A 24,277-nucleotide genomic window follows, 5' to 3' on the forward strand; every position below is an offset into this window, starting at 1 on the left:
TGCCGGGGTAGGTAGTCGATTCGTGAGGCTCATTTCGAATGCAATCGAAACTTGATTGTTGCTCGGTGATCGATTTGTGATGAATCGGGCGTGGGGTTCGCCGTCGCGCTGAACGCGTCGGCGCTGGCGGCGCAGGCCGCTCACCACAGCGTGCGAACCGATTCGCTGGCCGATGCGGTCTCGGTCGTTCCCGGGCTGCAAGCCGCCGGTCTCGCCGAATGATTATCGCCGCGCGACCGGGGCGTGCCGGAGGCTCTGACCGGAGTTCTCTACCCTCGGTGCGTACCGGGCAGTAGGGTCGGCGGATGGACGTTCGAGCTGCGTTGCTTGGGAACATGCCGGTGCCGGTCAAGACGGTGACGGTGGGTGGGGCGTTGAGACTTCCGGAGCGGGTGCGGCGGGTGTTGGCGGGGCCGCCGGCGCGGATCGATGGGCAGGAGCACGATCTCGACGTGCAGCTCGTCACGCGGTTACAGCGGCTGTCGGGGGTGCGGGTGCTCGGGGAACCGCTCGCGCGGTCGCGGGTGAACGCCGATGAGAACGCGGCGGTGACCGGTGGGGAGCTGGCCGGGCCGGTGGAGACGAGTGAGTTCGTGATCCCGGTGGGCGATCACGATGTTCCGGCGACGCTGTACGCGCCGCCGGGGTTGCCCGAGGACGCGGGCTTGCTCGTCTTCTATCACGGGGGTGGGTTCTGCGTCGGATCGCGCAAGAGCCATGACCCTGTCGCGCGTTTCCTGGCTGTACACGCGGGTGTGCGGGTGCTCTCGGTGGAGTACCGGCTCGCTCCCGAGAATCCGTTCCCGGCTGCCGTCGAAGATGCGGTGGCCGCGTTCGGCTACGCGATCGCGAAAGCGTCCGATCTCGGGGCGGATCCGGCGCGCATCGCCGTCGGCGGTGACAGTGCCGGCGGGAATCTGGCGGCCGTCGTCGCGCAGCACACCGCGCAGGGGCCCGGACCGGCTCCGGCGTTCCAGCTGCTGATCTACCCGACCACGGATCAGACCGGCGAGCATCGCTCCCGGAGCTTGTTCGCCGAGGGATTCTTCCTCACGAGAGAGCACACCCGTTGGGCCACCGCCAATTACGTGCCGCAGGGCGTCGACCTGACCGATCCCCGGTTGTCACCGCTGTTCGGCGATGTCACCGGTGTCGCGCCCGCGTACGTGGCGACGGCGGGTTTCGACCCGCTCCGCGACGAAGGCGACGCCTACGCCGAAAAGCTCTCGGCCGCGGGCATTCCGGTGAGCCACCGCCGCTTCACCGACCTGCCGCACGGCTACCTGAACTTCCTGGGCGTCGGCAGCCGGCCGTACGTGGCGACCCTCGATGCCGCGCACGCGCTGCGGGACGGACTCGCCGCGCGGCTGTGAAAGCCTGTCTCACAATGTGATTCGAGTGTGCGGCGCCGCGCAACGCCGGGCACGCCGCACCAACCCGCAACCGGGTTGGTGCGGCGTGCCGGCGCGGCTCACCGACCGGACGAACCGCTGGGCAGCCCGGACGAGCCGCTGCCGAGCCCTGCCGAACCGGAAGGCAGACCGCACGCGCTCGACGTGGCGGTGCGTGGGCGGGGTCATCAGCCACCATCCCTTGCCCGACATCGTCTCCGGATCGGACAAGAGGCTCGCCGTCGGCTCGCCTTGTCGGCGCCAACTGTCGATTCGTGTTCACCGAGGTGTGCGATTCGGTCGATCCATCCGGTACAGTCGCCGATATCCGTAGTTTCGTAATTCCGGAATTTTGGAGGTTGGTTGATGCGGAGGGCGATGATCGCGGCCGCGGTGCTGGTGCCGTTGGTGGCGGGATGTTCCGGGGCGGAGTCCGAGGCGGAAGGGTGCGGGCCGGTTCCGCCGGCGGGCGTCACGTCGTCGGACGGCTGGCTCGGGCGCATTCACGCTGAGCCGCAGAACATTTCGGTCCTGGTGGACGACGGGCAGGGGCAGGTGCTCGCGCGACGGGCGCAGGAGCAGCAGCCGGTGGCGTCGGCGACGAAGGTGGTCGCGCTGGCCGCTTACGCGCGGGCCGTCGCGGTGGGGGACCTCGATCAAGGCGAGGTGGTGCCGGTCGCGGAGTGGGAGCGGTGGTATCTCCCCGGCACGGATGGGGGTGCGCACGAGCAAGCTCGCGCCCGGCTCGGTGGAGACTCGGTCACCCTGGACCAGATGGTGAGCGCGATGGTCCAGGAGAGCGATAACGCGGTGCCCGACTACCTGCGCGACCGGCTCGGCGACCGGGCGCTGATCGAGGCCGCGGCGGCCGGCGGCTGGGACGACTACCGGCCCTCCAGCAAGCTCGGCGAACTCATCCGGTTGATCGAGCCCGGTGGCGACGAATGGGAGACGGCGCGGCGCTACGCGAACGATCCCGGATATCGCGCCTCGGTCCAGTCGAAAGCATTGCCCCCGTTGGAGATTCAGTCCGAATGGGCCGAGACGACCGGGACGGCGTCGGCGCGGCAGCTGTCCGACATGCACCGCTCGATCGCGGACGGCAGCTTCGGTTCGGGCGTGGATATCGCCCGCGCGCACCTGGAATGGCAGCCCGCGCCCCCCGGCTACGAGGCGATCGGATTCAAGGGAGGCGCATTGCCCGGCGTGCTCGCCGACGCGATCTACCTGCGCGGTGCCGACGGTACGGTCGCGACGGCGGTCCTGCTGAATCGCCGCATGCCCGTCGAGACCTGGGCCGAGGCTGTCACGACGCTCAGTGAACAGGGGGTGCTGGTCCGGGCCATGATGGAGCCGGAGATGTTCCGGCGGCTAGCCTGCGTCGTATGACCGATGTGGCGGCCAAACTGGCCGAACTGGAGGCGCGGATCGAGGCGTTGGAGGGACGGCCCGAGACCGCCCCGGCCGAACGCGGTTTCGTGGAGTACGGCGGCAGCGTCGATTTCGGCGGACCGGTGGACTGGACCATCCGCTACAGCGCCGCCGCCGTCGTGGACCTGCCCGCCCAGGCGCGCGTGGATGTGCTTGCGGCCCTCGGTCATCCGGTGCGCAGGGCGCTGGTCGAGGTGCTGCTCGACGGCCCGCACACCGGCGCGGAGCTGGCCGAGGCCGTGGGGCTCACCTCGCAGGGGCAGCTGTACCACCATGTGCGGGCGCTGAGTTCGGCCAAGATCGTCGAACAGCACGGGCGTGGGGCGTACCGGATCCCGGCTCAGAAGCTCGTGCCGCTGCTGATCATCATGACCGCCGCCGCCGATATCGCCGAAGTCCTGCGGTAGCGGTAGTTTTCTCCGATTCGCTCCGCGGTGCCACCACCCGGCCTCGCCCGCATCGCACCGGTCTCGACAGCGCCGCTGGATTCGGCCGGGGACACCAGTTCTTGCGGGCTGACGGACGAGCACCGCGCTGGGACAATCGGATTCATGTGGTTCGGCTGGCGCGACGTCTGGCGTTCCGCCGTGGTGGTGCCGCTCGCGCTCATGGTGTTCCTGTTCCTCGCGGCGGCCTACGTGATGTTCACCGCCGATCGATGCGGTGGTGAGGTGATGGGCGAACAGGACATCTGCCTCCTGGACACCGATCCCGGCGAGGAATTGGTGCGCCCGTCCGACGAGTCGGTGGGGCCCTACCGTGGTCACACCCGTGCCGAGAAGCGGCAGACATCGATGATCATGGCCGGCGCGTTCCTGATCATCGGCGTCGCCGCCGGTGCGGTGGCGGTTCGACAGCTCACGCGCGGATGACGCCATAAGCTTGGCCGGCCGCGCGCATCCGGCTACGGTGACCCTGTTTTGCGTCAGCCAATTCGAGGGAATCACATGGGAGTTACGCGTCGGCGGTTCATCGGTGTGTCGGCGCTGGGTGGTGCGGCGGCGATCGCCGGGATGCCGGTCGCGCGGGCCGAGGGGTTGAGAGTCGTTGGGGCGGGGGAGTCGGAATACCTGCCGCTGGTGTTGCGGGGCTACAACCGGCGCTACGGGGTGCGGCCGGACAATGTGTTCCTGCCGAGCGCCGGGGAGCAAGTGCGGGAGGCGTTGGCGCGAGCGCTGTCGACGGGGAAGGGGTTCGCGGTTCGGTCCGGTGGGCACTGCTTCGAGGATTTCGTCGACAACGCTGGAACGCGGTCGATCATCGACCTCGGCCAACTGAACGGGGTGCGGTGGGACGCCGAGCACCGCGCGTTCTCCGTGGACGCCGGAGCCGAATTGAAGGGCGTGTACGAGGCGCTGCATCGTTGGGGAGTGACTTTGCCCGCCGGGATCTGCCTCGGGGTGGGGATGGGCGGGCATGTGCCCGGCGGCGGATACGGCCCGCTGTCACGGCGATTCGGGTTGGTGGCCGACTACCTGTACGGAGTGGAGGTGGTCATCGTCGGCGCCGACGGCGAACCTCGCATCGTCTTGGCGACGAAGGACGGCCCGCACGCCGACCTGTGGTGGGCGCACACCGGCGGGGGTGGCGGCAATTTCGGTGTGGTGACGCGGTTCCTGTTCCGCTCGCCGGATTCGGACGGTGCCCACCCCGCGACGGCCTTGCCCAAACCGCCCGGCCTCGTGATGCATTCGCGCTTGGTCGTCCCCGCGCTGAGCGAATCAGCGTTCGTGCGGTTGCTCGGCAACTACATCGCCTTCTTCGAGCGGTACAGCGCACCCGGCAACAGGTTTGCGGGTTTGTATGCGCCGCTGAGCTTTCGAACCACGGGCACCGGTTTCGCGCAACTGCTGATACTGCTCGACGCCGACGCACCGGATGCCCGCACCCGCTACGACGAGTTCGTCGCGGCCGTGCTGGACGGTGTCGACGCGCTGCCGGTCACCCAGCCCATCACCACAACCTCCTACGCCGACACGGTGTCCCAGGTCTACTACGCGAAGGCGCCGCTGCCGCCGCGCGTGAAGGTGAAGACGGGCTATCTGCGCCGCGCCTACACCGAGGGCCAGCTGCGTACCTTCTACCGCCACATCACGGACCTGTCGGTGCTGGGCGAGACCGAATTGGAGTTCCTGCCGTTCGGCGGCGCGATCAACGCCGTCGCGCCCGACGCCACCGCCATGCCCGTGCGGGACTCCTTCATGAAGATGCTCATCCACACGGCGTGGCGGTTGCCCGAGGGCGATGAGCGCCATATCGCTTGGGCGCGTGAGCTTTACAGCGATGTCTACGCCGAGACGGGCGGGGTTCCCGTGCCGAACGAGCGCAACGGCGGCAGCTACATCAACTACCCGGACCCCGATCTGGCGGACCCCCGGTGGAACCGGTCCGGCCTGCCGTGGCACCACTTCTACTACGGCGACAACTATCCGAAGTTGTTGCGCGCCAAAGAGACCTGGGACCCACGAGGAGTCTTCCGGCACGCGCTGTCGATCGGCCGGCCCGGCTGAGCGAGCCGCTGTTCGCCCGCTCCACCGAGAAGCCGGGCGGTTGCGGATTCGTCCGGGACGGCGTCCGCGATATCAGGTCACACCAGCGCCAGCACGCGGCACGGACCACCCGTGCCGCCCGCATGTTTCGGCGCCCCCACCACCACGGTCGCACCCGACGGCGGCACGGCGGCGAGGTTGGCCAGCATCTCCACCCCGTAGCGGCCCGCGCCGAGGATGGTGGTGTGGGCGCCGTAGTCGCGGCTGCGTCCGGTGTCGAGACTGAGCGTGTCGACGCCCACGCCGACCACATTCCGATGGGCGACAAGGTGTTCCGCCGCCGCCGGGTCGATGCCGGGTGCGTGCGGGACGCCGTCGCGCAGGTTGAGGAAGGCGGCCGGGTCGGCGAGGCGGCGCTCCCAGCCGGAGTACAGGGTGACCAGCGCGCGGTCGGGAACGCGGCCGTGCTCGTCCTCCCAGCGGTCGATGTCGTCGACGGTGAGCGCGGCGTCGGCGTCGGTCTCGGCCTTCGCGCTGATATCGATGACCACCAGCGGCGCGACGAGATCCGCGACGGGCAGCGCGTCGACCGTCGCCCCGCCCGGGATGCGGTGCACGGGCGCGTCGACGTGCGTGCCGGAATGCTCCCAGTACGCCAGCGCGTTCTGGTCGAACCCGCTGATCGCGTGCCACGACACCGGAATCGACGTGAACGGCGGACTGCCCGGCCACGTCGGCAACCCGGGATGCAGCGTGTGCGTGAGATCCACGACCCCTGTGGCCGTCGGGACCGCCCGCGCGGGCGCGACTGTCGCGGCCAGCGCCGCCACCCCCGCCGCCGCGAGCACGGCCCGCCGATTCGGCCGCGCCCGCTCGTGGGCGACCTGAACGATTCTCGGTGCGCACATGTCATGCCTCCCGTGGGTGGAACAGTGCGCTGCGACAATACCTTTCCGGGACTCCGCAGCCCGGTGATCGCGCGACCACGTCGGCTCATGGCGAAATCCGACACCTCCCGGCAGAATCGCGACCATGACCACCGACCGCCTCGCCCGCGCCGTCGCGTCCCTCCGCGGCCTTGCCGTGGGCGACGCGTTCGGCGCCAACTTCTTCGTTCCCGCCAATCTCCCCGCGCTGCGGGAGCGGACCCTCCCGCCGCCGGTGTGGCCGTGGACCGACGACACCGAGATGGCGTGCTCGGTCGTCACGGTGCTGGCGCGGCTCGGCACGATCGAGCAGGACGCGCTGGCCGCGTCGTTCGCCGAGCGCCACGACTTCGATCGCGGATACGGGCCGGGCGTCAACCGGATGCTGCGGCTCATCCGCCAGGAAGGCGGGAACTGGCGGACGCTGGCCACCGACGCGTTCGGCGGGCAGGGGTCCTGGGGCAACGGCGCGGCCATGCGGGTGGCGCCGATCGGGGCGTACTTCGCCGACGATCTCGACCGGGTAGTCGCCGAATCGGCGGCGTCGGCGGAGGTGACGCACGCGCATCCGGAAGGCGTGGCGGGCGCCGTCGCGGTCGGCCTCGCCACCGCCCTGCGTGCGACCGAACCCGAGCTGCGCGGACCCGAGTTCCTGGATGCGGTCGCCGCACGCACGCCGGCGGGCGCGGTGCACGAGGGCATCCTGGCGGCGCGCGCGTTGGCGGGAGACCCCGAAGCGGCCGCCGCGGCCCTCGGGAACGGACGCGACGTGTCGGCGCCCGACACCGTCCCGTTCTGCCTGTGGGTGGCCGCGCACCACCTCGACTTCGCGACCGCGAACTGGGTCACCGCGAGCGTGGGCGGCGACGTCGACACCACCTGCGCGATCGTCGGCGGCATCCTCGGCGAGTCGCTGGTGCCCGCCGCGTGGCGGGCCTCTTGCGAAGAGCTGCCCGACTGGTCCGGAGTGCGCCTGACCGGCGCCTAGCAATCGCTAGGCAACGTGCTGATCTGCGCCGATCTTCCGCCTGTGGTTCGAACGCGGGCGACTCGATCGGTATAGTCGCCGCGGATGAGTAGTTCCGTCCGTGATGTGCCGAAGTCGTCGAGCCGCCGCATGCAGCGCGTGGTGTGGCTCGTGCCCGCGCTGCTCGTCGTCTTCACCACCGTCTGTCTACGGACCCCGCTGTGGCCGTTCAAGGAGATCAGCGGCGGTTTCATCGACCTGCAGGTCTATCGGCTCGGGGTGGAGACGCTGCGCCACGGCGGCGATATGTACGGCCAGCTCCCGCAGACCACGCTGGGCATCGGACTGCCCTTCATCTATCCGCCGTTCGCCGCGCTGGTGCTGGCGCCGTTCGCGCTGCTGCCGTGGGATGTCGCCGCGTTCGCCTTCTTCATCACCTCGACCGCCGCGCTGACGCTCACGCTCTACCTGGTGGCGCGCCGCGTCTGGCCGGAGGAGAACGTGCGCCGCACCGCGCTGTTCGCCACCGCGTGCGCCGCACCGCTGGCGATGCTGCTCGAACCGACCCGCTCCACGCTGGACTTCGGGCAGGTCAACCTGCTGCTGATGGCGTTGGTGGCGGCCGACTGCCTCACCGAGAAACCGAAGTGGCGGCGCGGCATGCTGGTCGGCATCGCGGCGGCCATCAAGCTCACGCCCGCCGCGTTCGTTCTCTACTTCCTGGTGCGCAAGGACTACAAGGCCGCGGCGACGGCCGCCGTCACCGGGGCGGTCGCGACGGGCCTGAGTTTCGCCGTGCTGCCGAGCATGTCGATGAAGTACTGGTTCGGCGGCCTCAACGTGGACGGGCTCAGCGGCTCGGCCTTCCACACCAATCAGTCCATCCAGGCGGTGCTGGCGCGATTGCGGGTGCCCGAGCCCGCGTTCACCCTGATCTGGCTGGCGGCCGGCGCGGCGTTGCTGGTGCTGGTGGTGGCCGCGATGCGCCAGGCGCAGCACCTGCCCGCGCTGGCGCTGTCCATCAACGCGGTGTTCACGCTGCTGGTTTCGCCGATCTCGTGGTCGCACCACTGGATCTGGATCGCGCCCGCGCTGTTCGCGATGGTCGGTTACGCGGTGCGGATGCCGTGGCGCACGGCGCTGGTCTGGCTCACGGTGGCCACGGCGACGGCGGCGGTGTTCGTCTACGGGCCGCAGAACTGGCTGCCGAGCGGTGAGGACAAGGAGTCGCTGTGGACGCCGTGGCAGCACTTCATCGGCAACACCTACGTGTGGTTGAGCGTGCTGCTGGTGGTGGCGTACCTGGTGACGGCGCGGCGCTCGACCGCTGTCGAGAAGGTCAGCGTGCCCGAGCGCGCGGAGCTGGTGCCGCACTGACGGCCAAGGGATTTGGCGCTGCCTACCGCCCGATGTAGAGGGAACCGGGCGGGGCAGCCACCCTGGATTCAACGGCGTCTACCTGAGCCGCGCACCCGTTGTTGTCTGAGAGTCGCCTGAGAATCAGTGCGGCGCGCCGGAAATGACTGATTCGTCCGGCCAACGGTCCGCCCACGGCCGCGCCGTTTCGAGTTGCCGTGCGACGCCCAGGATTCCGAGTTCGTCACCGGGGCGGCCGACGAGCTGCACGCTCAGCGGAAGACCGTCGCGCGACCAGCCCGCGGGCACCGCCGCCGCCGGATTGCCGCACAGATTCCACATCGCCGTGTACGCGGTGAACGGCAGGCCGCGAAGGGCGGCGCGCAGTACGCCCGCGCCGTCGAGCTTGCCGAGCGTCGGCGCCAGCGTGGGCAGCACCGGGGTGAGGACGAGGTCGAACCGGTCGAACACGGTGTTGACGCGCTCCGCGATGCGGTCGCCCCGCGCCTCGGCCGCGCGCAGCACCCGCTCCGGGGTGAACAGTCGAGCCGCCGTCGCGATACGACGGGTGCGCCGCTCGAGCAGGTCGGGCCGGTCCACACGCGCGGCTTCCTCCGCGAGCCCGCCGACGAATTGCGGCAGGAACGCGGGGGCGGCCTCGGGATAGGGGAGCTCGAACTCCTCGACGTGGTGGCCGAGGCCGGCGAGCGTGTCGGCGATCGAGTGCACGGCCGACACGCATTCCGGATCGGGCCGGACGAACCGGACGGCGGGCCGCACGGACACCGCGATGCGCAGCGGGCCGGATTCGGGGGCGTCCGCGAACGGCGTGGCGGGTGGTGCGGGCCGCCAGCGGTCGGTCTGCTGGTTGCCGCTGATCACGTCGAGGAGCAGCGCGCTATCGGCCACCGACCGGGTGAGCACGCCCAGCACGCCGAGCGCGCGCCACAGATCGCGGTGCGGCGCCGTACTCACGCGCCCGCGCTGGGGTTTGACCGCGAAGAGGCCGCAGCTCGCCGCCGGGATGCGCAAGGAGCCGCCGCCGTCGCCACCGGTCGCCGCGGCCACCGCGCCCGAGGCGACCGCGGCCGCCGAACCACCGCTGGAGCCGCCGGTGCCGCGCGTGGGGTCCCACGGGTTGCGGGTGTAGCCGTGCGCGGCGGATTCGGTGTAGGGCCAGGCGCCGAACTCGGGCATCGCGGTCTTGCCGACGATGATCGCGCCCGCCGCCCGCAGCCGCCGCACGATCTCGGAGTCCGCGGCGGCCGGCGTGGTGACGGCCGCGCCGCCGTAGGTGGTGCGCGCGCCCGCCACGTCGGCCTCGTCCTTGATCGCGATCGGGACGCCGTGCAGTGGGCCCAGCGGAGCGTCCGCGGCGTCGCGCGCGTCGGCCTCGGCGAGCGCCTCCTCGCCGAGGACCGTGGTGAAGGCGTTGAGGCGCGGCTGGATTCGCTCGATGCGGGCGAGGGTCTGCTCGGTGAGTTCGCGCGCCGAGATCAAGCCCTCGCGCACGGCGTCGGCCTGGCCGATCACCCCGGTGAACCGGGGCCGGTCGCCGTGCGAGGTCATGCGCGCTCCTCTCCCGCGCCCGAAGTGGACGCCTGACAAGGGGTCCTGATTACATGCCGCCCCGCCGGATGGTGTCAAGGGCGCGCACCCCCGATCGATCGGCGATACTCGGTGCGTGATCGCCTCTTCCGCGCTGCGCCGCGCGCTCGCCGTGTTGACCTTCGTGACGCTGGGCGTGCTGCCGATGACGTCCGCGCAGGCGGCACCGCTGTCGGAGTGCGGGTGGAGCGGGCGGGTCGGGGCCGACACCCTCAACGTCGCGCTGCCCGACACGTTCGCCAACTACTGGGTGGCCGCCGTCCCCGCGCTGCCGCCGGAGGGTGTCACCTTGCGCGGGCGGTTCCCGCACGGCCGCTACATCTCGTTCACCAGCTATCGCGGTGCGCAGACGTTCGACGGGCTCGACGACCTGCGCATCGCGCCGGACCCGGGCAGCGTCAATCCCTTCCTTCCGGGCGCCGATCGCACCGCCACCGACCGCTCGTACACCGTGCGCGTGCTGCCCGGTCCGCGTCCGGAGCGGCCCGAACCCAACACCTTGTACGCGGATCCGGCCCTGGCCGTGCTGATCTACCGCGTGTACCGCCCGGACGCGGGACGTGACGCGCTCGGTGGCGAACCGCTGCCCGAGATCACGGTCAACGGTGCGCAAGGATCGCGCACGCTGCCCGCCTGCCCACCCGCGGCGAGTCCCGCCGATCCCGGCACGGTGCACCTGCCCAGCGGTCCGGACCTGCCCGGTCGCGAGGGGCGAACCTGGTCCAAGACCAGCGGAAACGGGTTGTTCGCCAATCCGGACAACCAGTACCTGACGTCGCGTGTCGCGCCGCGCGCCGGGGAGGTGGCGGTGGTGCGGGCGAAGGCCCCCGCCACGCCCGCCACGGTCGGCGGGGAATCGCGGATGGGCGCGGGGGAGGTGCGGTATTGGTCGCTGTGCTCGAACGAGTTGTTCAGCACCCGGGTGTCGGCCTGCGTGGTCGACGACGAGGTGCCGGTGGATGCGGACGGGTACTTCACCGTGGTGGTCTCCGACCCGGCCGACCGCCCGGCGCACGCGACGGCGGAATGCGGGGTGGCGTGGTTGCCGACCACCCGCTTCGCCACCCTGCTCATCCTGCGGAACATGTTGCCCGCGAACGACTTCTACCATTCGATTCAGCGGGCGGACGCGGACGATCCGGCGGCGGCGATGGGCGAGTATCACCCGCGCACCGAGGTCGGCGCGGCGTCGGATTTCGTCGCGCCCGGATGTCGGTGAGCGCGGCGGCCCGAACGGCCGGAGCCGTTGTGCGCGGGGTGCCGATGCTCGTCCGGAATGGCCGCTTTTCTCGATTTCCGACCGGTCGTTTTGTTTGATGAATCCCGCTGGCCCGCAATGTTTCCGGCCGGTAAGGGGTACGATCTGCTACGGCGTTCTCGAACTGTCGCGATAGCTGAAGAGGGGTACGGCTGTGAGCACGATTCTCGCTACGGCACAGGATATGTACGGCGCAGTTCTGGCCCAGGTCGGTAATCCGACCCCGGAGGCCCCGCCGATCTCGGACAAGATCATGCAGATGGTCCGCTATCTGACCTGGTTCGTGCTGCTCTCCGGCATCGCCGCCATCACCTTCGCGGGCGGGCGCTTCGCCTGGGAGAAGTGGTCGGGCGGCGGCCTGCAATCGCCCAAGATGGTCGCGGGCGCCATGCTCGGCGGCGTCGTGGCCACCAGCGCGGGCACCATCATGAACGCGGTCGTCGGCGTCTGACGCTCAGCCGTCCCGCCACTTGATCGAGCAGCCCATGCTCGGCCGGTGGGGTTCCGGCACGGCCGCGCCCGCGCGCACGGCGGCCAGGGCGGCGCGCAGCTCGCCGCCGGTGACCGGTTTGCCGTTGCCCGGGGTGGATTCGTCGAACGCGCCCCGGTAGGCCAGTGTGAGTCCCGAGCCGTAGAGGAAGAAGTCGGGCGTGCAGGCGGCGCCGAACGCGCGGCCGACCTCCTGGGACGCGTCGATCAGGTACGGGAAGGTCCAGTCGGCCCGTTTCGTTTGCGCGCGAAGACCTTCCGGCCCGTCGTCGGGGTAGGCGGTCGCGTCGTTCGAGCAGATCGCGAAGGTGGGGATGTCCGAATCCCGCACCACCGCACCGAGTTCGGCTTCCACGTGCTTCACGTACGGGCAGTGGTTGCACGCGAAGATCACGAGCAGGCCGGGGCCGTCCGCGTAGTCGGCGCGCCGGTGGACGCGGCCGTCCAGATCGGGTAGCGCGAACTCCGGCGCCGGCGTGCCGAGCGGGATCATGAGGGATTCCAGTGCCATTCCTGCCTCCGTCCGATCGTTCGAGATTAACGGGATGCGCGGCCGGTGTTTCCGGGATCGCTCGGATCGGTATGACGTAACGACCAGCTCGTCTACCCGGACAGCGCCCGGTCCAGCAGGGCGAACAGATCGGTGAAATGCCTGCGCGCGGCCGCCTCGTCGTAGGGCGGGATGTCGCTCATCGTGAATCCGTGCCGCGCCCCCTCGTACACCACCGAGGTGTGGCGCACGCCCGCGTCCTCCAGGGCGCGGTCGAGGCGGGCGATCTGTTCCGGCGGCATGGACTGGTCGGCGTCCGCGTGCGCGATGAACAGTTCCGCGCTGATCCGGTCGGCCGCGTGATGCGGACTGTCGGGCCTGTCCTCGGCGGCGAGGCGGCCGCCGTGGAAGCTCGCCGCCGCGGCGATCCGGTCGCCGAACTCCGCGGCCGCGCGCAACGCGAGCCGTCCGCCCATGCAGTAGCCCGTCACGGCGAGCGGTCCCGGCGCCACGAACTCCGACGCGTCCAGCCAGTCCAGATAGCGGCCGATGTCCCCGATCGCCCGGTCCGGGGTGAGCGCCTCGCGCGCCGGGCCGAGCGCGGCGAAGAACGCGGCGTGCGCACCCTCGACCGCCGGATCGGGCATGGGCAGCACCGGCGCGCGGCCGGTGCGGTAGAAGACGTTCGGCGCCAGCACCGTGTACCCCCGGGCGGCGATCTCCTCGGCCATCTCGCCTAGCCGCGGCCGCAGGCCGAACGCGTCCATGATCAGCAGCACGCCGGGGTGCGCCGTGCCGTCGTCGGGCCGGGCGAGGTAGGCGTCGGCGGCGCCGTCGAGCGCCGGGACGTCGAGCGTGCGAAAAGTGACGGCGTGGGGCATCGAAATCCTCGGAGAGTGGCAGCCGGTCACGGAAATCCTAGTCAGCCGTTCGATTCGGCGGCGACACACGCTATTTGCCGCCCAATTGCGCAATTACCGTCCGGGTACTGTGCAGAGCATCGGGAAGGTTTTTCGTTGACTGTTCTCCGCTGACTGGCCCGGCGTCCCGCGCCGGGTGAAGAGAGGTCGAACCGTGAAACTGAGCTGGATGGCGGCGCCCGCGCTGCTGGTCGCCACGATGACGGGCTGCTCCGACGACAACGGGACCGAGGAGGCCGCCACCACTCCGGTCTCGACGAGCGCCACGGCGTCGGAGGCCGCACCCGCGTCCGAACCCGTCGATATTCCCGGTGCCGTGCGAATTCCGTTGGGCGAGAGCGTGAATGTGCCCGTGCCCGCGGACGCGGTACTGGATATCAACGCGCCCGCCGAATGGGGTGACGCCGCCTCCGCCGTGCGCTGCACGGTAACCGACGGCACCGGACGCAATGAGGATCTGCGGTCGGAGGAACCGCGCAAACAGGAGGAGATCGGCGGCAAGCGGTGGATCACGCTGTGGACGTTCTCCTCCCCGCCCGGCGCGGAGGTGACCGTCGGGTGCGCCGATGCCGACAACGCGGTCACCGACGCCGCCCTGCGCTACGTGCTGGTGGTGCCGCGCGGCGTGCTGCCCGGCTGACGCGCTACTTCCCGTGCGCGCGTAGCTGGTACAGCCCCTTCGTCACCGCGACCGTCTTGCCTTCGGCGTCGGTGACCACGGCCTCGAGCGTGAAATCGGCTTTGCCGCGCTCGGCCGCCTCCGCCTCGATCCGCGCGATCTCCTCCTCCGACAGGGTCGCCTCGGCGCGCAGCTCGGACCGCGCCATGCCCACGAATTTGATCTCGAACCCCTTCACCAGCGGGAAGTACGCCGAATTGTCGAAGGTGGCCACGGCGATCGCGCCGCCCAGCACCTCGGCGACGGTGAACTGCACACCGGCGTAGATCACCCCGAAATGATTGCCGTTGCCCTCCACCGGAACCGTGGTCGCGGCATAACCGCGCCGCACGTCGAGCGCACGTACCCCCATCTTCGCGGCGGCCGGGACGGTGAATTCCAGAGCGCCGTTGACGATGTCGGTGAAGGGCGGGGCGTCCTCGGCGGCGTGCTCGGTCATCGGGAGTCCTTTCGCGCTCGATCCGGCGCGGCGGGCGCGGACCGCGCCGTCCCCGATACACCGGCCCGCCTCGGCTGAGGGCGGGTGACATCAGATTAGGAAGGTCCCGGCTCCGGCGCAATCACGGTGTCGGTAACCGCAGGTAGGCTCGGGTCGTGGTCGAGGTGACAGACTACCGCGAGCGGCCGTCGCGGTTGCCCGGCGCGGTCCTGTGGACGCGTTCGGGAGTCGGCGGCGCGCGTCCGGTGTTGCCCGACGGCTGCATGGATCTGATCTGGTGCGACGGCACGCTGCTCGTCGCGGGGCCCGACACGGCCGCGTATCTCCCAGCGGGCGGTGGGCACTACGCGGGCATCCGGTTCTTTCCCGGTGCCGCGCCCGCGCTGCTCGGCGTGCCCGCGCACGAATTGCGGGACCGGCGCGTCGATCTCGCCGACCTGTTCCCCGCCGCCACCGTGCGCGCATTGGCCGGCCGCGTCGGGGAATCCGCCGACCGGGCCGCCGCGGTGGAAGCGATCGCGCTGCGCCGTGCCGCGCGCACCGATCCGCCCGACCGGGCTCTGACCGGTGTGGTGCGCGCCCTCGCGGCGGGGAGTTCGGTCGCCGCCAGCGCGGATGCGGTCGGCATCGGCGCGCGCACCCTGCATCGGCGCGCGTTGGACGCCTTCGGCTATGGGCCGAAGACCCTCGCCCGCATCCTGCGGTTGCAGCGCGCGCTGGCGGCCGCCTGGGCCGGAACGCCCGCCGCCGAGGCCGCGGCCCGCACGGGTTACGCCGATCAGGCGCACCTCGCGCGGGACATGCGGGAGTTCTCCGGGATGACGCTGGGCGAGTGGCTCGGCGGTCAGCCCAGCGGCGCGTAGAGGTCGACGCCGTTGCCGTCGGGATCGAGCACCGAGGCGTAGCGCTGGCCCCACGGCGCGTCCCAGGGCTTGTTCTCGCCGTGATAGCCGGCCGCTTCCAGCTCGGCGTATTTCGCGTCCACCTCGGCCGGGTCGGCGCAGCGGAAGGCCAAGCCCATGCGGCCGGAATCGCCGGGAGCGCGCCAGTCCGGCATGAAGGCGCGGATGGTCTCCTCGGTGTCGAACGCGAGCCGGAAGCCGCCGGTCAGTTCCGCCTCGACGTGCGGCTGGGTGTGCGCGCCCTCGGGGAAGGTGAGGCCGAGGCGGCGGTAGAAGTCGAGGGTGGCGGCCATGTCGGAGACGACGATGCCGATGAAGTCGAGTCGCGGTGTCATAGCGGCAGCGTAAGGCGGCCGCGGCGGGCCGGTCTTGAAGAAATCGGTCAGTGCGTGCGGGTGGGGACCAGCTCGCCGATGAGGTTCTCGACCAGGATGCGGATCCGGTCACGGATCGTGCGCACCACCTCGATCGTCTCGTCCGCCGGATCGGGCAGTACCCAGTCGCGATAGCTGATGCCGGGGAAGAACGGGCACGCGTCGCCGCAGCCCATGGTGACCACCACATCGGAGACGCCGACCGCCTCGTCGGTGAGTTTGCGCGGGATGCGCCCGGCGATATCGATCCCGACCTCGGCCATCGCCGCCACCACGACGGGGTTGGGGCGCTCGGCGGGCGTGACGCCCGCGGACCGGACGTCGATGCGGTCACCGGCGAGCTCGGTGAGGAACCCGGCGGCCATCTGTGAACGGCCCGCGTCGCACGCGGAGGCGAACAGCACGCTGGGTTTGTGGGCCATCGGGACGCCTTTCGGTGGCTGGTACTTCGGTCGTGCGGTGCCCGTTTCGCCCAGACCGGGTCGAAACGCTGTCGTAGCGTAAGGGATACGCGCGGGGGCGCGCTGCGGACGGGGGCGTGTCCGGTGCTCGCCACTCCCGGTTCCGCGCCCGGTCGCCGGATGTTTGCGCAGCTAGGGGCGTCGCGCTGCGAAAGGAGTTGCCGTGGTGAAAATTTCCGCGCACATGCGAACGGACCGGTCGGTCGAGAAACTCGACCGCCGGTCCGAGAGTGCTTGGGGCTCTTACTAAATGGGGCGCAGGTCCATCACCTTGCGCAGGCGGGCGCGGTCGCGTTCGAGCTTGCGTGCCTCGTAGGCGATCGGGAAGTAGCGCAACCGCTCCGGCAACAAGGGGACGGTGCGCGCGATGATCCAGCCGAAAGCGCGCAGCTTGCGTTCGTCGGATTCGGTCCAGGTGAGGCCGAGTTTGCGGCGGGCCGGTTCGGGGGTGGTGCCCACTGTGACGAAGTACTGCAACCGGCCCACGGGCGCGACGAGCGCTCGCCACAGCGGCGCGAACACCCGCGGCAGTTGCTTCGGCGGGGCGACGGAGCGGATCACTCGCAGGTAGTCGTGCGCGGTCGAGGTCTCCTGCAAGTGGTTGGCGACCATATCGGCGAAGTACGTCTCGAAGGCCGCGAAATCGGCGGGCACTTCCTTCGGCGCGACGGAGAAGTTGCGCAGCAGCTGCAACGTCTCCTGGTAGTACGCCTCCTTCTCGGCGTAGGTGAGCGGGCGGCGGGCGAAGTACTTCGCGTTCTCGGTGAAGGCGTAGGTGCCGGTGTGCAGGACCCAGGCCCACGGACCGGCGCTGAGCGCCTTGTGGCGCACGCCCTCGGCGTCGGTGGTGTTGAGCGAGGCGTGCATGGCGCGCAGGCGGTCGGCCTCGGCCAGGGCCTCCTCGCCGCCGTAGATCCACATCATCACCGAGGCCAGGCTGCGCAGCGCGCGCCCCATCGGGTCGGTGCGGAAGGTCGAGTGTTCGTCGACGACGGCGGCGATGGTGGGTTCCATCGTCTGGAGCAGGAACGCCGATCCCGCGGTGAGCGAGAACGTGACGAGCCCCGTTTCGTCCCACATCCGGGTACCGGGTGCGATCGGGCGGCGGGGCGGCTGGTTCCGCGGCGTGAGGTCCACGGCGACGGACGCGGTCATGGCGATCTCCTTTGATCGTCGCACGGTGCAATACGATGAGATGATTAAGCTAACATCTTCTCATCATCTTGGCAGGGTGGCGGCCGGTGCGCCACCCCTAGGCTGGGATTCATGACGACGGATTGGCGCACCCGACCCGGCCGGATCGGCGTCCTCACCGGCGCGGGCATCTCCACCGACTCCGGTATCCCGGATTTCCGCGGGCCGCGCGGCGTATGGACGAAGGACCCGATCGCCGAGTTGCTGTCGACCTACGACGCCTACGTCTCCGATCCCGAACTGCGGCAGCGCTCTTGGCTCGCGCGGCGCGACAACCCGGCCTGGCAGGCGGTGCCCAACGCCGCGCACCGGGCGCTGGTCGAGCTGAATCAGGCCGGGCGCGCGGTCACCGTGGTGACCCAGAACATCGACCGCCTGCACCAGCGGGCGGGGTTCCCGGACGGGCGGGTCATCGAGATCCACGGCAACATGTTCGACGTGGTCTGCGTGGAGTGCGATTTCGCGGCGACCATGGCCGAGACGCTGGAGCGGGTCGCGGCGGGCGAACCCGATCCGCCCTGCCCGGCCTGCGGCGGCATCCTCAAGGCCGCCACCATCATGTTCGGCCAGCAACTGGACCGCCGCAGCCTCACCAAAGCCGCCCTCACCGCCGAGACCAGCGACCTGTTCCTCGCCATCGGCACGTCCTTGCAGGTCGAACCCGCGGCCTCACTCTGCTTGATCGCCGTCCGCTCCGGCGCCGACCTCGTCATCGTCAACGCCGAACCCACCCCCTACGACACCCTCGCCACCGAAGTGATCCGCGAACCCATCGGCACCGCCGTCCCCCGCCTGGTCCAGGAGATCCTGTCGAGCTGACCGCGCTCAGCGCGCGGCCGTACCCGGAAGCGCGGACTATGCGAAGCGTGCGGCGCCCCTGCGCGGTGGGACTGCGGGGCGGTCCGTGCCGGTCGCCACTTCGATGTGCCGCAGATCGAAGACGCGATCGAAGCGCGGGTCGTCGTCGCCGGGCCGGGGAGCGTCAGGATCGGTGTGTTCGCTCTGGCTGCCTTTGTGGCCGGGGAACCAGCCGACCGCGCCCGCGACCGCGAAGCCGAGGAGTGAAGGACCCGCGGTGAGCCAGGTCCACCGGATGATCATCTCGGGCGATGTCGGGATCATACCGAAGCCCACCACGCCGACGCTGTACACGATGGCCGCGGCACTCGCGAACCCCAGTGCGGCACAGACGATCTTGCCGCCGGTGCGCCTGCGGATCGCGTCGACCATGAGGTACGCGAGGTGCGCCGCGGCCCAGGCGATCGTGCCCGCGTACACGAGGGCGTACGCGCGTGAGGACAGCGTCCCCGCCGCGAGAATGCCCGGACCTCCGGGTGCGGAAAGTCCTGTGACCGCGTACAGGAGGACGAGCAGTGCCACGGCTGTCGCCGTCACCACGCGGAACACGGGCAGTCGTGGCTCGTGCCGCGCGGAGACCATGCTCCACTCGAGCATTGCCCCGCAGGCGATGAGCGCCGCCACATGGCTGATGAACTCCGGAAGGCCGCCCAGCCCGAAATGGCGGGCGCCGAGCGTCTCGGCGACGTCGGTGACCGCGCAGACGGTGCAGCCCGAGGCGACCGCCAGCGCTGTGAGGGCGATCGTGAGGCGACGGGTCATCGGCTCACCCCACGAGCGCGCGCGCCGCAGCGCGACAGCCAGCAGGATCGCCGGGACCAACCCAAGGATGATCACGTTTTCATAACTTACACGCGGGGTCCGACATGCTGCGCCGTCCGCGGGCGCGCACGTTCAACAGGAGGGCGACCCGGGCTGGTCCGGGTCCGGCCACCGTTCGGGTGGAAGGGTCTGTCGGCGGATCTGATCGCCGTCGGCCAATGCGCCGTCCGGGCCTCGGAGATCGTCGGAGTACAGGAGCATTCCGCGTCCGATCCGTGCCAACGCCTGGAGCAGCCTGTTGCCGGTGGTGGCATCGCCACGCTCGGTCAATTCGGCGGCGATTCCGTACGCTTCGCTGAGACCCCGGATGGCTGTCGCGCCTTGCGTCGCGGGCGATCCCGACGTTTTGTCGACCGCGGCGCTCACCGCGGTGACCAGTCGGTCGGTAGTGACCGGTTCCCCGCCCTCGAGTACTCGTCGTGCGCTTCCTGGCATCCAGCCGAGAGCTTGCTCGACGATCGCGAGCGTGCCCGCTGACACCCCCCTCGTTCCGCGCTCCAGGTCCCCCAGTACCCGATAGTTCAAGCCGGTGTGGTCGGCGAGCACTTGCCTGGTACTCATGCCCAGTTCCTGCCTGCGGGCAATGACCTGTGCGGCGAGGTGTTTCCATTTGTCCTGGCCACCCATGCGGAACACTATGCCACCCGGCGTGTCAGGATGCGACGAATTCGGTGCGGACGCTAGCAGGTGTTTTAGCCAAACGGCATCGATGATCGGGAAAGGGTAGCCACCCCATTGTGGAACCATTTTCCTGTTCTCGGCTACGATACGACTACCTGCCGAGGGGGACGGCTGGAGGCCCCGCAGCTGTGGTGGGGCGATGAGTGTCACACGCGTCACCCACCGTCCACGTCATCCGAAGCTGGGGAGCCATGCCCAACAAGCGTCTCGTCAAAGTCACCGCCTACTTGATGGTGGGCGTCGTCTACGCCTTGCTGTTGGTGTACGACATCGACCTGCCCGACCTTGTCGTCCGGAGCGCGTTCACGCTTCCGTTCGTGGCGATCGGCGTCTACTGGCTGTACGACACGCGGGCTTGGCGCTGGCCGCCCATCGACCGTTTCGCCGGCAAGCCATGGCTCGGTGGGACGTGGGTCGGCACCCTTACCGAACGCCGCAGTTCGGCCGGCGTCGAGGTCGGGGAGACCAGGGATCTGGTGGTGGCCGTGGAGCAGTCCTCGAGCAGGGTTCGTGTCGTCATGATGATCGAGACGATCCGGGCGGTGTCGAGATCATCGTCGCTGACCATCGACAGTGATCGGGTCGGCGAACTCGACTTCCGGTACGACTACCGGCCTGTCTCCGGCGAAGCTGCCGACCAATGGCAGCGCGGTGCTGCGGTCGTGGAGATCCACGGGCGCAAACCCAAAGAGCTCTCGGGTTTGCTGTGGACCGATACCGGTGTCTGCGCGACCTTCACCGTCGCCTTGGTTTCCCGCACGCGGGTGGAGACCTTCTCGCAGGGGATCATGATGTCGCAGCAGAAGATCGAGGAGATCAAAGCCCTGCGTCCCGTGTCCCCTCAGCCGATCGGGTCGAGGACTCGGTCGAGGTAGGGGTTGGTGAACAGGCCCTTGGGGTCGAGGCGGCGGCGGACGGCGGTGAAGTGGTCCCAGCCGGGGTAGCGGGGGCGGAGGGTTTCGGCGGTCTGGAAGTGGCGTTTGCCCCAGTGGGGGCGGCCTTCGTAGCGGTCGAACACCTCTTCGCAGGCGCGGAAGTACGGCTCCCACTCCATGCCGCGGTACTGGTGGACGGCGATGTAGCAGGTGTCGCGGCCGCCGGCGGGGGAGAGGAAGGCGTCGTCGGGGGCCACCCAGCGCACCTCGATCGGCATCGGCGTCGCGAAACGCGCGGAGACCTCTTTGATCTCGCGGATGGCGTCGGCCGAATGGGCGCGCGGGATGGCGTATTCCATCTCGGTGAAACGGAAGAGCCTGGGGGAGGCGAAGACCCGATACGAGCGGTCCACCTGGCGGCGGTAGCTGCCCGCGTGCGCGGCGAAACGGTGGATGAGCGGGATCGACGCCGACTGCCACTTGGCCACCCGGCACAGCGCGTCGAACGCGTGATTCGACATGAGGACGTCGTTGAACCAGTCCAGCGCCTTGCCGCGCGGCTGCTCGACCTCCTCGACCCGGTTGTTGCGCTTGGTCATCGCCAGCGGGCTGTGCGCGAACATGTAGAACTCGAAGTGCTCGTTGCCGTCGACGTAGGCGTCCAGATCGGCGAGCACGTCCTCGACCGGAACCGGTCGCTCGATGCCCTCCAGCACGAACGAGGGCACCAGCCGCAAGGTCACGGCCGTCACCACGCCGAGCGCGCCGACGCTGACCCGCGCCGCCCGCCAGCCGTCGGGATCGGTGTCGGCGTCGAGTTCGACGAGCCGGCCCTCGGCGGTCATGAGTTCCACCGAATGCAGTGCGGCGGAGATGTTCTGGAGCGTCGCGCCGGTGCCGTGGGTGCCGGTGGCGGTCGCGCCCGCGACGGTCTGCACGTCGATATCGCCGAGGTTGGGGAAGGCCAGTCCGGCGGCGTGCAGCGCGTTGCTCGCGGCGTTGAGGGTGATCCCGCCCTGGACGCGCACCAGTCCCGAGGCGGCGTCGACGGCGAGGATGCGGTTCATCTTCGCCATGCTCACCAGTAGTCCGTCGGTGAGGACGGCGTCGGTGAAGGAGTGTCCCGCGCCCGCGACGCGCACGCTCTGGCCGCGGTCGGCCGCGCCGGTGAGGAGTTCGGCGAGTTCGTCCGGGCTGCCCGGCGTCGCGATGGCCGCCGGGGTACAGGATTGATCTCCCGCCCAGTTCACCCATTTGGTCATGTGTCCAACTTTAGGACATGGGTGTGACCCGCGCTACCCGCAGGGTGCTTTCGATTACCGGCGGCGGTGGCTCGCGCAGGCGTGGGCCTTCGCGCGCTCCACTTCGTCATCGGTGAGCGGCGGCACCGTCAGGGGCATGCGCGGGACGGAGTCGGAGCGCACGCCGTTGAGCATTACCGCGACGTAGCGCCGCCAGGTGCCCGGGTTGACCGGATTGGTGAACTCGGTGAGCGCGTCGAGCATGTGGATCATGGCGAAGAAGTCCGACGACTCGATGTCGGGCTGCAGCGCGCCCGCCTCGCGCGCCCGGTCGATGACCTCGGCGACGGCGGGTTTGATGCGGTCGCGCAGCGCGACGAATCGTTCTGGATCCTGCTGCAATTCGAGCATCACCTCGCCGAAGCCGCGATTGGCGGCCAAGTGCCCGCACGCGTACTCGAAGAATTCGACCAGTCCCAGCCACGGGTCCTCGTGCCGCGCCGCCTCCTGCGCGGCGACCAGCAGATCGCCCAGGTGCTGCTCGAACACCTCCGCGATCAGTTCGGTTTTGTTCGCGAAGCGGCGGTAGACCGTACCGACGCCGACGCCGGCACGTTCGGCCACGTCGTCGAGGGTGATCTCGAGTCCGTGGTCGGCGAAGAGTTCGCGCGCGGCGGCGACGATGCGCTGCTGGTTTCGCGCGGCATCGGCACGCAGGCGCCTGGGTGGAGAGGGGGCCGTGGCGTGATTCACACCCCCATGTTACCAACGATCGGGATTAAGCGGAGGACATCCCTCCGTTAACGTGATAGCTTCATCGGTAAGCGGAGGCAATTCCTCCGCATCGATTTCTACGACTCAGTCCGAGGGGACCTATGACCACCGCGATCGATCGAGGGACCGACCTCGACAAGTCACCGTCGGGCCGCCGCGGCTCGCACGCCCTGCGCTGGTGGGTGCTCGCCGTCCTCGGCGTCGCCCAGCTGATGGTGGTGCTCGACGCCACCGTCGTGAACATCGCCCTGCCCGCCGCCCAGCTCGACCTCGGGTTCGGCGACGCCGATCGCCAGTGGGTGATCACCGGATACGCCCTGGCCTTCGGCAGTCTGCTGCTGCTCGGCGGCCGCCTCAGCGACCTCTTCGGCCGCCGCAACACCTTCATCGTCGGCCTGGTCGGCTTCGCGGTGGCCTCCGCCATCGGCGGCGCGGCGCCGAACTTCGAAGTCCTCGTCGCCGCCCGCGTGGGCCAGGGTGTGTTCGGCGCGCTGCTCGCGCCCGCCGCGCTCTCGCTGCTCACCGTCACCTTCACCGAGCCCGGTGAGCGGGCCAAGGCGTTCGGCATCTTCGGCGCCGTCGCGGGCACCGGCGGCGCGATCGGCCTGCTGCTCGGCGGCGCGCTCACCGAGTGGGCCAACTGGCGCTGGGTGATGTTCGTCAACCTGATCTTCGCCGCCGTCGCGCTGGTCGGCGCGGTGCTGCTGCTGGCCAAGCACGTCGCCACCGAGCGCCCCAAGCTCGACATCCCCGGCACCGTCGTGGTGACCGCGGCGCTGTTCGGCATCGTCTACGGTTTCGCGCACGCCGAGACCGACGGCTGGAGCAACGGCGTCACCCTGGCCTTCCTGTTCGGCGGCGCCGCGCTGCTCGCGGTGTTCGTCTGGCTGGAGACCCGGGTCGCGCACCCGCTGCTGCCGATGCGAATCCTGTTGGACCGCACCCGCTCCGGCTCCTACATGACCGTGTTCGTGATGGGCATCGGGATGTTCGCGATCTTCCTGTTCCTCACCTACTACATGCAGCTGAGCCTCGGGTACTCGCCGATCATGACCGGCGTCGCGTTCCTGCCGATGGTGGCGGCGATGATCGTCTCGTCCACCACCACGCCCTCGTTCCTGCTGCCCAAGGTGGGCCCGAAAGTGGTCGTGACCGCGGGCTTCCTGATCGCCGCGGGCGGTATGGCCTGGCTGACCCAAATCGGCCTGGACACCGGCTACGCCACCCACATCCTGCCCGCTCTGGTGCTGATGGGCCTCGGCCTCGGTGGCGCGATGGCGACCGCGTTCCAGGGCGCGACCGCCGGCGTCCATCACGAGGACGCGGGTGTGGCCTCGGCCATGATCAACACCAGCCAGCAGGTCGGCGGTTCCATCGGCACCGCGCTGCTGAGCACGATCGCCGCCTCGGCCGCCACGGACTACCTGTCCACCGCGCAGCCCGGCCCGCTGGCCGCCGCGCAGGCCCAGATCGAGAGCTACACCACCAGCTTCTGGTGGGCCACCGCGATCTTCGTGGCCGGCGCCGTGCTGGCGGCGGTGCTCATGCCGAACACCGCGCCCGCGCCCGCCGAGGGTGAGCCGGTGCTGGCGCACTGAGCCGCACACGGAAAACGACTGCGCCCGGGCCGGCTTCAACCGACGCGGGCGCAG

Annotated in this window: 27 protein-coding genes; 15 read left to right on the forward strand and 12 right to left on the reverse strand. The window is 70.0% G+C overall.

Translation table 11 applies throughout. From position 1 onward, the window contains the following. Positions 1-90 precede the first annotated feature (90 nt). From OHB21_RS17500 to OHB21_RS17525, 6 genes are all read left to right on the forward strand, one after another. Positions 91-222 carry a hypothetical protein gene (locus OHB21_RS17500; protein ID WP_267465315.1) on the forward strand — a complete coding sequence of 44 codons (132 nt, stop codon included), beginning with the start codon at positions 91-93 and terminating at the stop codon, positions 220-222. A gap of 83 nt (positions 223-305) precedes the next feature. Further along, on the forward strand, positions 306-1,373 hold the full coding sequence (locus tag OHB21_RS17505; protein ID WP_198161773.1) for an alpha/beta hydrolase: 1,068 nt from the start codon (positions 306-308) through the stop codon (positions 1,371-1,373). Between the two features lie 384 nt (positions 1,374-1,757). After that, complete coding sequence (locus tag OHB21_RS17510) at positions 1,758-2,780, forward strand: serine hydrolase (protein WP_195125994.1); 1,023 nt, start codon at positions 1,758-1,760, stop codon at positions 2,778-2,780. Continuing rightward, complete coding sequence (locus OHB21_RS17515) at positions 2,777-3,229, forward strand: ArsR/SmtB family transcription factor (RefSeq protein ID WP_067510876.1); 453 nt, start codon at positions 2,777-2,779, stop codon at positions 3,227-3,229. The genes OHB21_RS17510 and OHB21_RS17515 overlap by 4 nt, the downstream gene beginning before the upstream one ends. Before the next feature lie 144 nt (positions 3,230-3,373). Further along, entirely contained in the window at positions 3,374-3,694 is a 321-nt protein-coding gene (locus OHB21_RS17520; RefSeq protein ID WP_067510875.1) for a hypothetical protein, read from the forward strand. 75 nt (positions 3,695-3,769) lie between these two features. Further along, positions 3,770-5,332, forward strand: a complete 1,563-nt coding sequence (locus tag OHB21_RS17525) for an FAD-binding oxidoreductase (RefSeq protein ID WP_195125993.1) — start codon at positions 3,770-3,772, stop codon at positions 5,330-5,332. Between the two features lie 77 nt (positions 5,333-5,409). Here the strand turns inward: OHB21_RS17525 and OHB21_RS17530 are convergent, their stop codons facing one another. Continuing rightward, positions 5,410-6,219 carry a cyclase family protein gene (locus OHB21_RS17530; RefSeq protein WP_195125992.1) on the reverse strand — a complete coding sequence of 270 codons (810 nt, stop codon included), beginning with the start codon at positions 6,217-6,219 and terminating at the stop codon, positions 5,410-5,412. Positions 6,220-6,343: 124 nt separating this feature from the next. Here OHB21_RS17530 and OHB21_RS17535 point away from each other — a divergent pair, with 124 nt between their 5' ends. Beyond that, complete coding sequence (locus tag OHB21_RS17535) at positions 6,344-7,225, forward strand: ADP-ribosylglycohydrolase family protein (RefSeq protein WP_195125991.1); 882 nt, start codon at positions 6,344-6,346, stop codon at positions 7,223-7,225. 84 nt (positions 7,226-7,309) lie between these two features. Beyond that, a complete protein-coding gene (locus OHB21_RS17540; protein ID WP_067510871.1) occupies positions 7,310-8,581 on the forward strand; it encodes a glycosyltransferase 87 family protein in 1,272 nt (423 codons plus the stop codon). Between the two features lie 123 nt (positions 8,582-8,704). Here OHB21_RS17540 and OHB21_RS17545 read toward each other — a convergent pair whose 3' ends face one another. After that, on the reverse strand, positions 8,705-10,129 hold the full coding sequence (locus OHB21_RS17545) for an amidase (protein WP_067510870.1): 1,425 nt from the start codon (positions 10,127-10,129) through the stop codon (positions 8,705-8,707). A 115-nt stretch (positions 10,130-10,244) separates the two neighbouring features. Between OHB21_RS17545 and OHB21_RS17550 the strand changes: the two genes are divergently transcribed. Both OHB21_RS17550 and OHB21_RS17555 read left to right on the forward strand, forming a co-directional pair. Then, positions 10,245-11,387 (forward strand): hypothetical protein, encoded by a 1,143-nt coding sequence (locus tag OHB21_RS17550; protein ID WP_195125990.1) that lies wholly within the window; start codon positions 10,245-10,247, stop codon positions 11,385-11,387. 223 nt (positions 11,388-11,610) lie between these two features. Continuing rightward, complete coding sequence (locus OHB21_RS17555) at positions 11,611-11,877, forward strand: hypothetical protein (RefSeq protein WP_195125989.1); 267 nt, start codon at positions 11,611-11,613, stop codon at positions 11,875-11,877. Between the two features lie 3 nt (positions 11,878-11,880). Here the strand turns inward: OHB21_RS17555 and OHB21_RS17560 are convergent, their stop codons facing one another. Together OHB21_RS17560 and OHB21_RS17565 are read right to left on the reverse strand one after the other, a co-directional pair. Beyond that, the gene (locus OHB21_RS17560; protein ID WP_067510867.1) at positions 11,881-12,426 is read right to left on the reverse strand and encodes a thioredoxin family protein; all 546 of its coding nucleotides are present in this window, start codon (positions 12,424-12,426) and stop codon (positions 11,881-11,883) included. Positions 12,427-12,518: 92 nt separating this feature from the next. Next, complete coding sequence (locus OHB21_RS17565) at positions 12,519-13,286, reverse strand: dienelactone hydrolase family protein (RefSeq protein WP_067510866.1); 768 nt, start codon at positions 13,284-13,286, stop codon at positions 12,519-12,521. Between the two features lie 193 nt (positions 13,287-13,479). Here OHB21_RS17565 and OHB21_RS17570 point away from each other — a divergent pair, with 193 nt between their 5' ends. Continuing rightward, positions 13,480-13,965, forward strand: coding sequence for a hypothetical protein (locus OHB21_RS17570; protein WP_195125988.1), 486 nt, complete (start codon positions 13,480-13,482; stop codon positions 13,963-13,965). 4 nt (positions 13,966-13,969) lie between these two features. On the opposite strand, the gene OHB21_RS17575 is transcribed toward OHB21_RS17570, so the two are convergent. After that, positions 13,970-14,443 carry a YiiD C-terminal domain-containing protein gene (locus OHB21_RS17575; protein ID WP_067510864.1) on the reverse strand — a complete coding sequence of 158 codons (474 nt, stop codon included), beginning with the start codon at positions 14,441-14,443 and terminating at the stop codon, positions 13,970-13,972. Positions 14,444-14,598: 155 nt separating this feature from the next. Here OHB21_RS17575 and OHB21_RS17580 point away from each other — a divergent pair, with 155 nt between their 5' ends. Next, the gene (locus tag OHB21_RS17580; protein WP_324192268.1) at positions 14,599-15,306 is read left to right on the forward strand and encodes a helix-turn-helix domain-containing protein; all 708 of its coding nucleotides are present in this window, start codon (positions 14,599-14,601) and stop codon (positions 15,304-15,306) included. Here the strand turns inward: OHB21_RS17580 and OHB21_RS17585 are convergent. From OHB21_RS17585 to OHB21_RS17595, 3 genes are all read right to left on the reverse strand, one after another. Continuing rightward, a complete protein-coding gene (locus OHB21_RS17585; protein ID WP_195125987.1) occupies positions 15,288-15,680 on the reverse strand; it encodes a VOC family protein in 393 nt (130 codons plus the stop codon). The two genes, OHB21_RS17580 and OHB21_RS17585, sit on opposite strands and share 19 nt — an antisense overlap. Positions 15,681-15,727: 47 nt before the next feature. Next, entirely contained in the window at positions 15,728-16,141 is a 414-nt protein-coding gene (locus OHB21_RS17590; RefSeq protein ID WP_195125986.1) for an arsenate reductase ArsC, read from the reverse strand. 285 nt (positions 16,142-16,426) lie between these two features. Beyond that, positions 16,427-17,335 (reverse strand): oxygenase MpaB family protein, encoded by a 909-nt coding sequence (locus OHB21_RS17595; RefSeq protein WP_195125985.1) that lies wholly within the window; start codon positions 17,333-17,335, stop codon positions 16,427-16,429. Between the two features lie 111 nt (positions 17,336-17,446). Here OHB21_RS17595 and OHB21_RS17600 point away from each other — a divergent pair, with 111 nt between their 5' ends. Further along, positions 17,447-18,193: an SIR2 family NAD-dependent protein deacylase gene (locus OHB21_RS17600; RefSeq protein WP_195125984.1), complete on the forward strand. Its 747-nt coding sequence runs from the start codon at positions 17,447-17,449 to the stop codon at positions 18,191-18,193. 36 nt (positions 18,194-18,229) lie between these two features. Here the strand turns inward: OHB21_RS17600 and OHB21_RS17605 are convergent, their stop codons facing one another. Continuing rightward, positions 18,230-19,069, reverse strand: a complete 840-nt coding sequence (locus OHB21_RS17605) for a hypothetical protein (protein WP_195125983.1) — start codon at positions 19,067-19,069, stop codon at positions 18,230-18,232. Positions 19,070-19,126: 57 nt separating this feature from the next. Further along, positions 19,127-19,801 carry a helix-turn-helix domain-containing protein gene (locus OHB21_RS17610; protein ID WP_328439615.1) on the reverse strand — a complete coding sequence of 225 codons (675 nt, stop codon included), beginning with the start codon at positions 19,799-19,801 and terminating at the stop codon, positions 19,127-19,129. A gap of 125 nt (positions 19,802-19,926) precedes the next feature. Here OHB21_RS17610 and OHB21_RS17615 point away from each other — a divergent pair, with 125 nt between their 5' ends. Next, on the forward strand, positions 19,927-20,610 hold the full coding sequence (locus tag OHB21_RS17615; RefSeq protein ID WP_195125981.1) for a hypothetical protein: 684 nt from the start codon (positions 19,927-19,929) through the stop codon (positions 20,608-20,610). Here OHB21_RS17615 and OHB21_RS17620 read toward each other — a convergent pair. Next, complete coding sequence (locus OHB21_RS17620; RefSeq protein ID WP_195125980.1) at positions 20,577-21,872, reverse strand: D-arabinono-1,4-lactone oxidase; 1,296 nt, start codon at positions 21,870-21,872, stop codon at positions 20,577-20,579. The two genes, OHB21_RS17615 and OHB21_RS17620, sit on opposite strands and share 34 nt — an antisense overlap. A 54-nt stretch (positions 21,873-21,926) precedes the next feature. After that, positions 21,927-22,604 (reverse strand): TetR/AcrR family transcriptional regulator, encoded by a 678-nt coding sequence (locus tag OHB21_RS17625; protein ID WP_067510858.1) that lies wholly within the window; start codon positions 22,602-22,604, stop codon positions 21,927-21,929. A 122-nt stretch (positions 22,605-22,726) separates the two neighbouring features. Between OHB21_RS17625 and OHB21_RS17630 the strand changes: the two genes are divergently transcribed. Continuing rightward, a complete protein-coding gene (locus OHB21_RS17630; RefSeq protein ID WP_067510857.1) occupies positions 22,727-24,223 on the forward strand; it encodes an MFS transporter in 1,497 nt (498 codons plus the stop codon). The last annotated feature ends 54 nt before the right edge of the window (positions 24,224-24,277 follow it).

Source organism: Nocardia puris, assembly GCF_036051655.1.
Classification (GTDB): Bacteria; Actinomycetota; Actinomycetes; order Mycobacteriales; family Mycobacteriaceae; genus Nocardia; species Nocardia puris.

What these genes read in the sequence shown, in the direction of transcription:
- OHB21_RS17515 (WP_067510876.1), top strand. Translation starts at nt 2,777, where the DNA reads ATGACCGATGTGGCGGCCAAACTGGCCGAACTGGAGGCGCGGATCGAG.
- OHB21_RS17555 (WP_195125989.1), top strand. Translation starts at nt 11,611, where the DNA reads ATGTACGGCGCAGTTCTGGCCCAGGTCGGTAATCCGACCCCGGAGGCC.
- OHB21_RS17590 (WP_195125986.1), bottom strand. Translation starts at nt 16,141, where the DNA reads ATGGCCCACAAACCCAGCGTGCTGTTCGCCTCCGCGTGCGACGCGGGC.
- OHB21_RS17585 (WP_195125987.1), bottom strand. Translation starts at nt 15,680, where the DNA reads ATGACACCGCGACTCGACTTCATCGGCATCGTCGTCTCCGACATGGCC.
- OHB21_RS17565 (WP_067510866.1), bottom strand. Translation starts at nt 13,286, where the DNA reads ATGCCCCACGCCGTCACTTTTCGCACGCTCGACGTCCCGGCGCTCGAC.
- OHB21_RS17560 (WP_067510867.1), bottom strand. Translation starts at nt 12,426, where the DNA reads ATGGCACTGGAATCCCTCATGATCCCGCTCGGCACGCCGGCGCCGGAG.
- OHB21_RS17610 (WP_328439615.1), bottom strand. Translation starts at nt 19,801, where the DNA reads ATGGTTCCACAATGGGGTGGCTACCCTTTCCCGATCATCGATGCCGTT.
- OHB21_RS17630 (WP_067510857.1), top strand. Translation starts at nt 22,727, where the DNA reads ATGACCACCGCGATCGATCGAGGGACCGACCTCGACAAGTCACCGTCG.
- OHB21_RS17525 (WP_195125993.1), top strand. Translation starts at nt 3,770, where the DNA reads ATGGGAGTTACGCGTCGGCGGTTCATCGGTGTGTCGGCGCTGGGTGGT.
- OHB21_RS17595 (WP_195125985.1), bottom strand. Translation starts at nt 17,335, where the DNA reads ATGACCGCGTCCGTCGCCGTGGACCTCACGCCGCGGAACCAGCCGCCC.
- OHB21_RS17540 (WP_067510871.1), top strand. Translation starts at nt 7,310, where the DNA reads ATGAGTAGTTCCGTCCGTGATGTGCCGAAGTCGTCGAGCCGCCGCATG.
- OHB21_RS17505 (WP_198161773.1), top strand. Translation starts at nt 306, where the DNA reads ATGGACGTTCGAGCTGCGTTGCTTGGGAACATGCCGGTGCCGGTCAAG.
- OHB21_RS17545 (WP_067510870.1), bottom strand. Translation starts at nt 10,129, where the DNA reads ATGACCTCGCACGGCGACCGGCCCCGGTTCACCGGGGTGATCGGCCAG.
- OHB21_RS17530 (WP_195125992.1), bottom strand. Translation starts at nt 6,219, where the DNA reads ATGTGCGCACCGAGAATCGTTCAGGTCGCCCACGAGCGGGCGCGGCCG.
- OHB21_RS17620 (WP_195125980.1), bottom strand. Translation starts at nt 21,872, where the DNA reads ATGACCAAATGGGTGAACTGGGCGGGAGATCAATCCTGTACCCCGGCG.
- OHB21_RS17535 (WP_195125991.1), top strand. Translation starts at nt 6,344, where the DNA reads ATGACCACCGACCGCCTCGCCCGCGCCGTCGCGTCCCTCCGCGGCCTT.
- OHB21_RS17575 (WP_067510864.1), bottom strand. Translation starts at nt 14,443, where the DNA reads ATGACCGAGCACGCCGCCGAGGACGCCCCGCCCTTCACCGACATCGTC.
- OHB21_RS17615 (WP_195125981.1), top strand. Translation starts at nt 19,927, where the DNA reads ATGCCCAACAAGCGTCTCGTCAAAGTCACCGCCTACTTGATGGTGGGC.
- OHB21_RS17510 (WP_195125994.1), top strand. Translation starts at nt 1,758, where the DNA reads ATGCGGAGGGCGATGATCGCGGCCGCGGTGCTGGTGCCGTTGGTGGCG.
- OHB21_RS17600 (WP_195125984.1), top strand. Translation starts at nt 17,447, where the DNA reads ATGACGACGGATTGGCGCACCCGACCCGGCCGGATCGGCGTCCTCACC.
- OHB21_RS17520 (WP_067510875.1), top strand. Translation starts at nt 3,374, where the DNA reads ATGTGGTTCGGCTGGCGCGACGTCTGGCGTTCCGCCGTGGTGGTGCCG.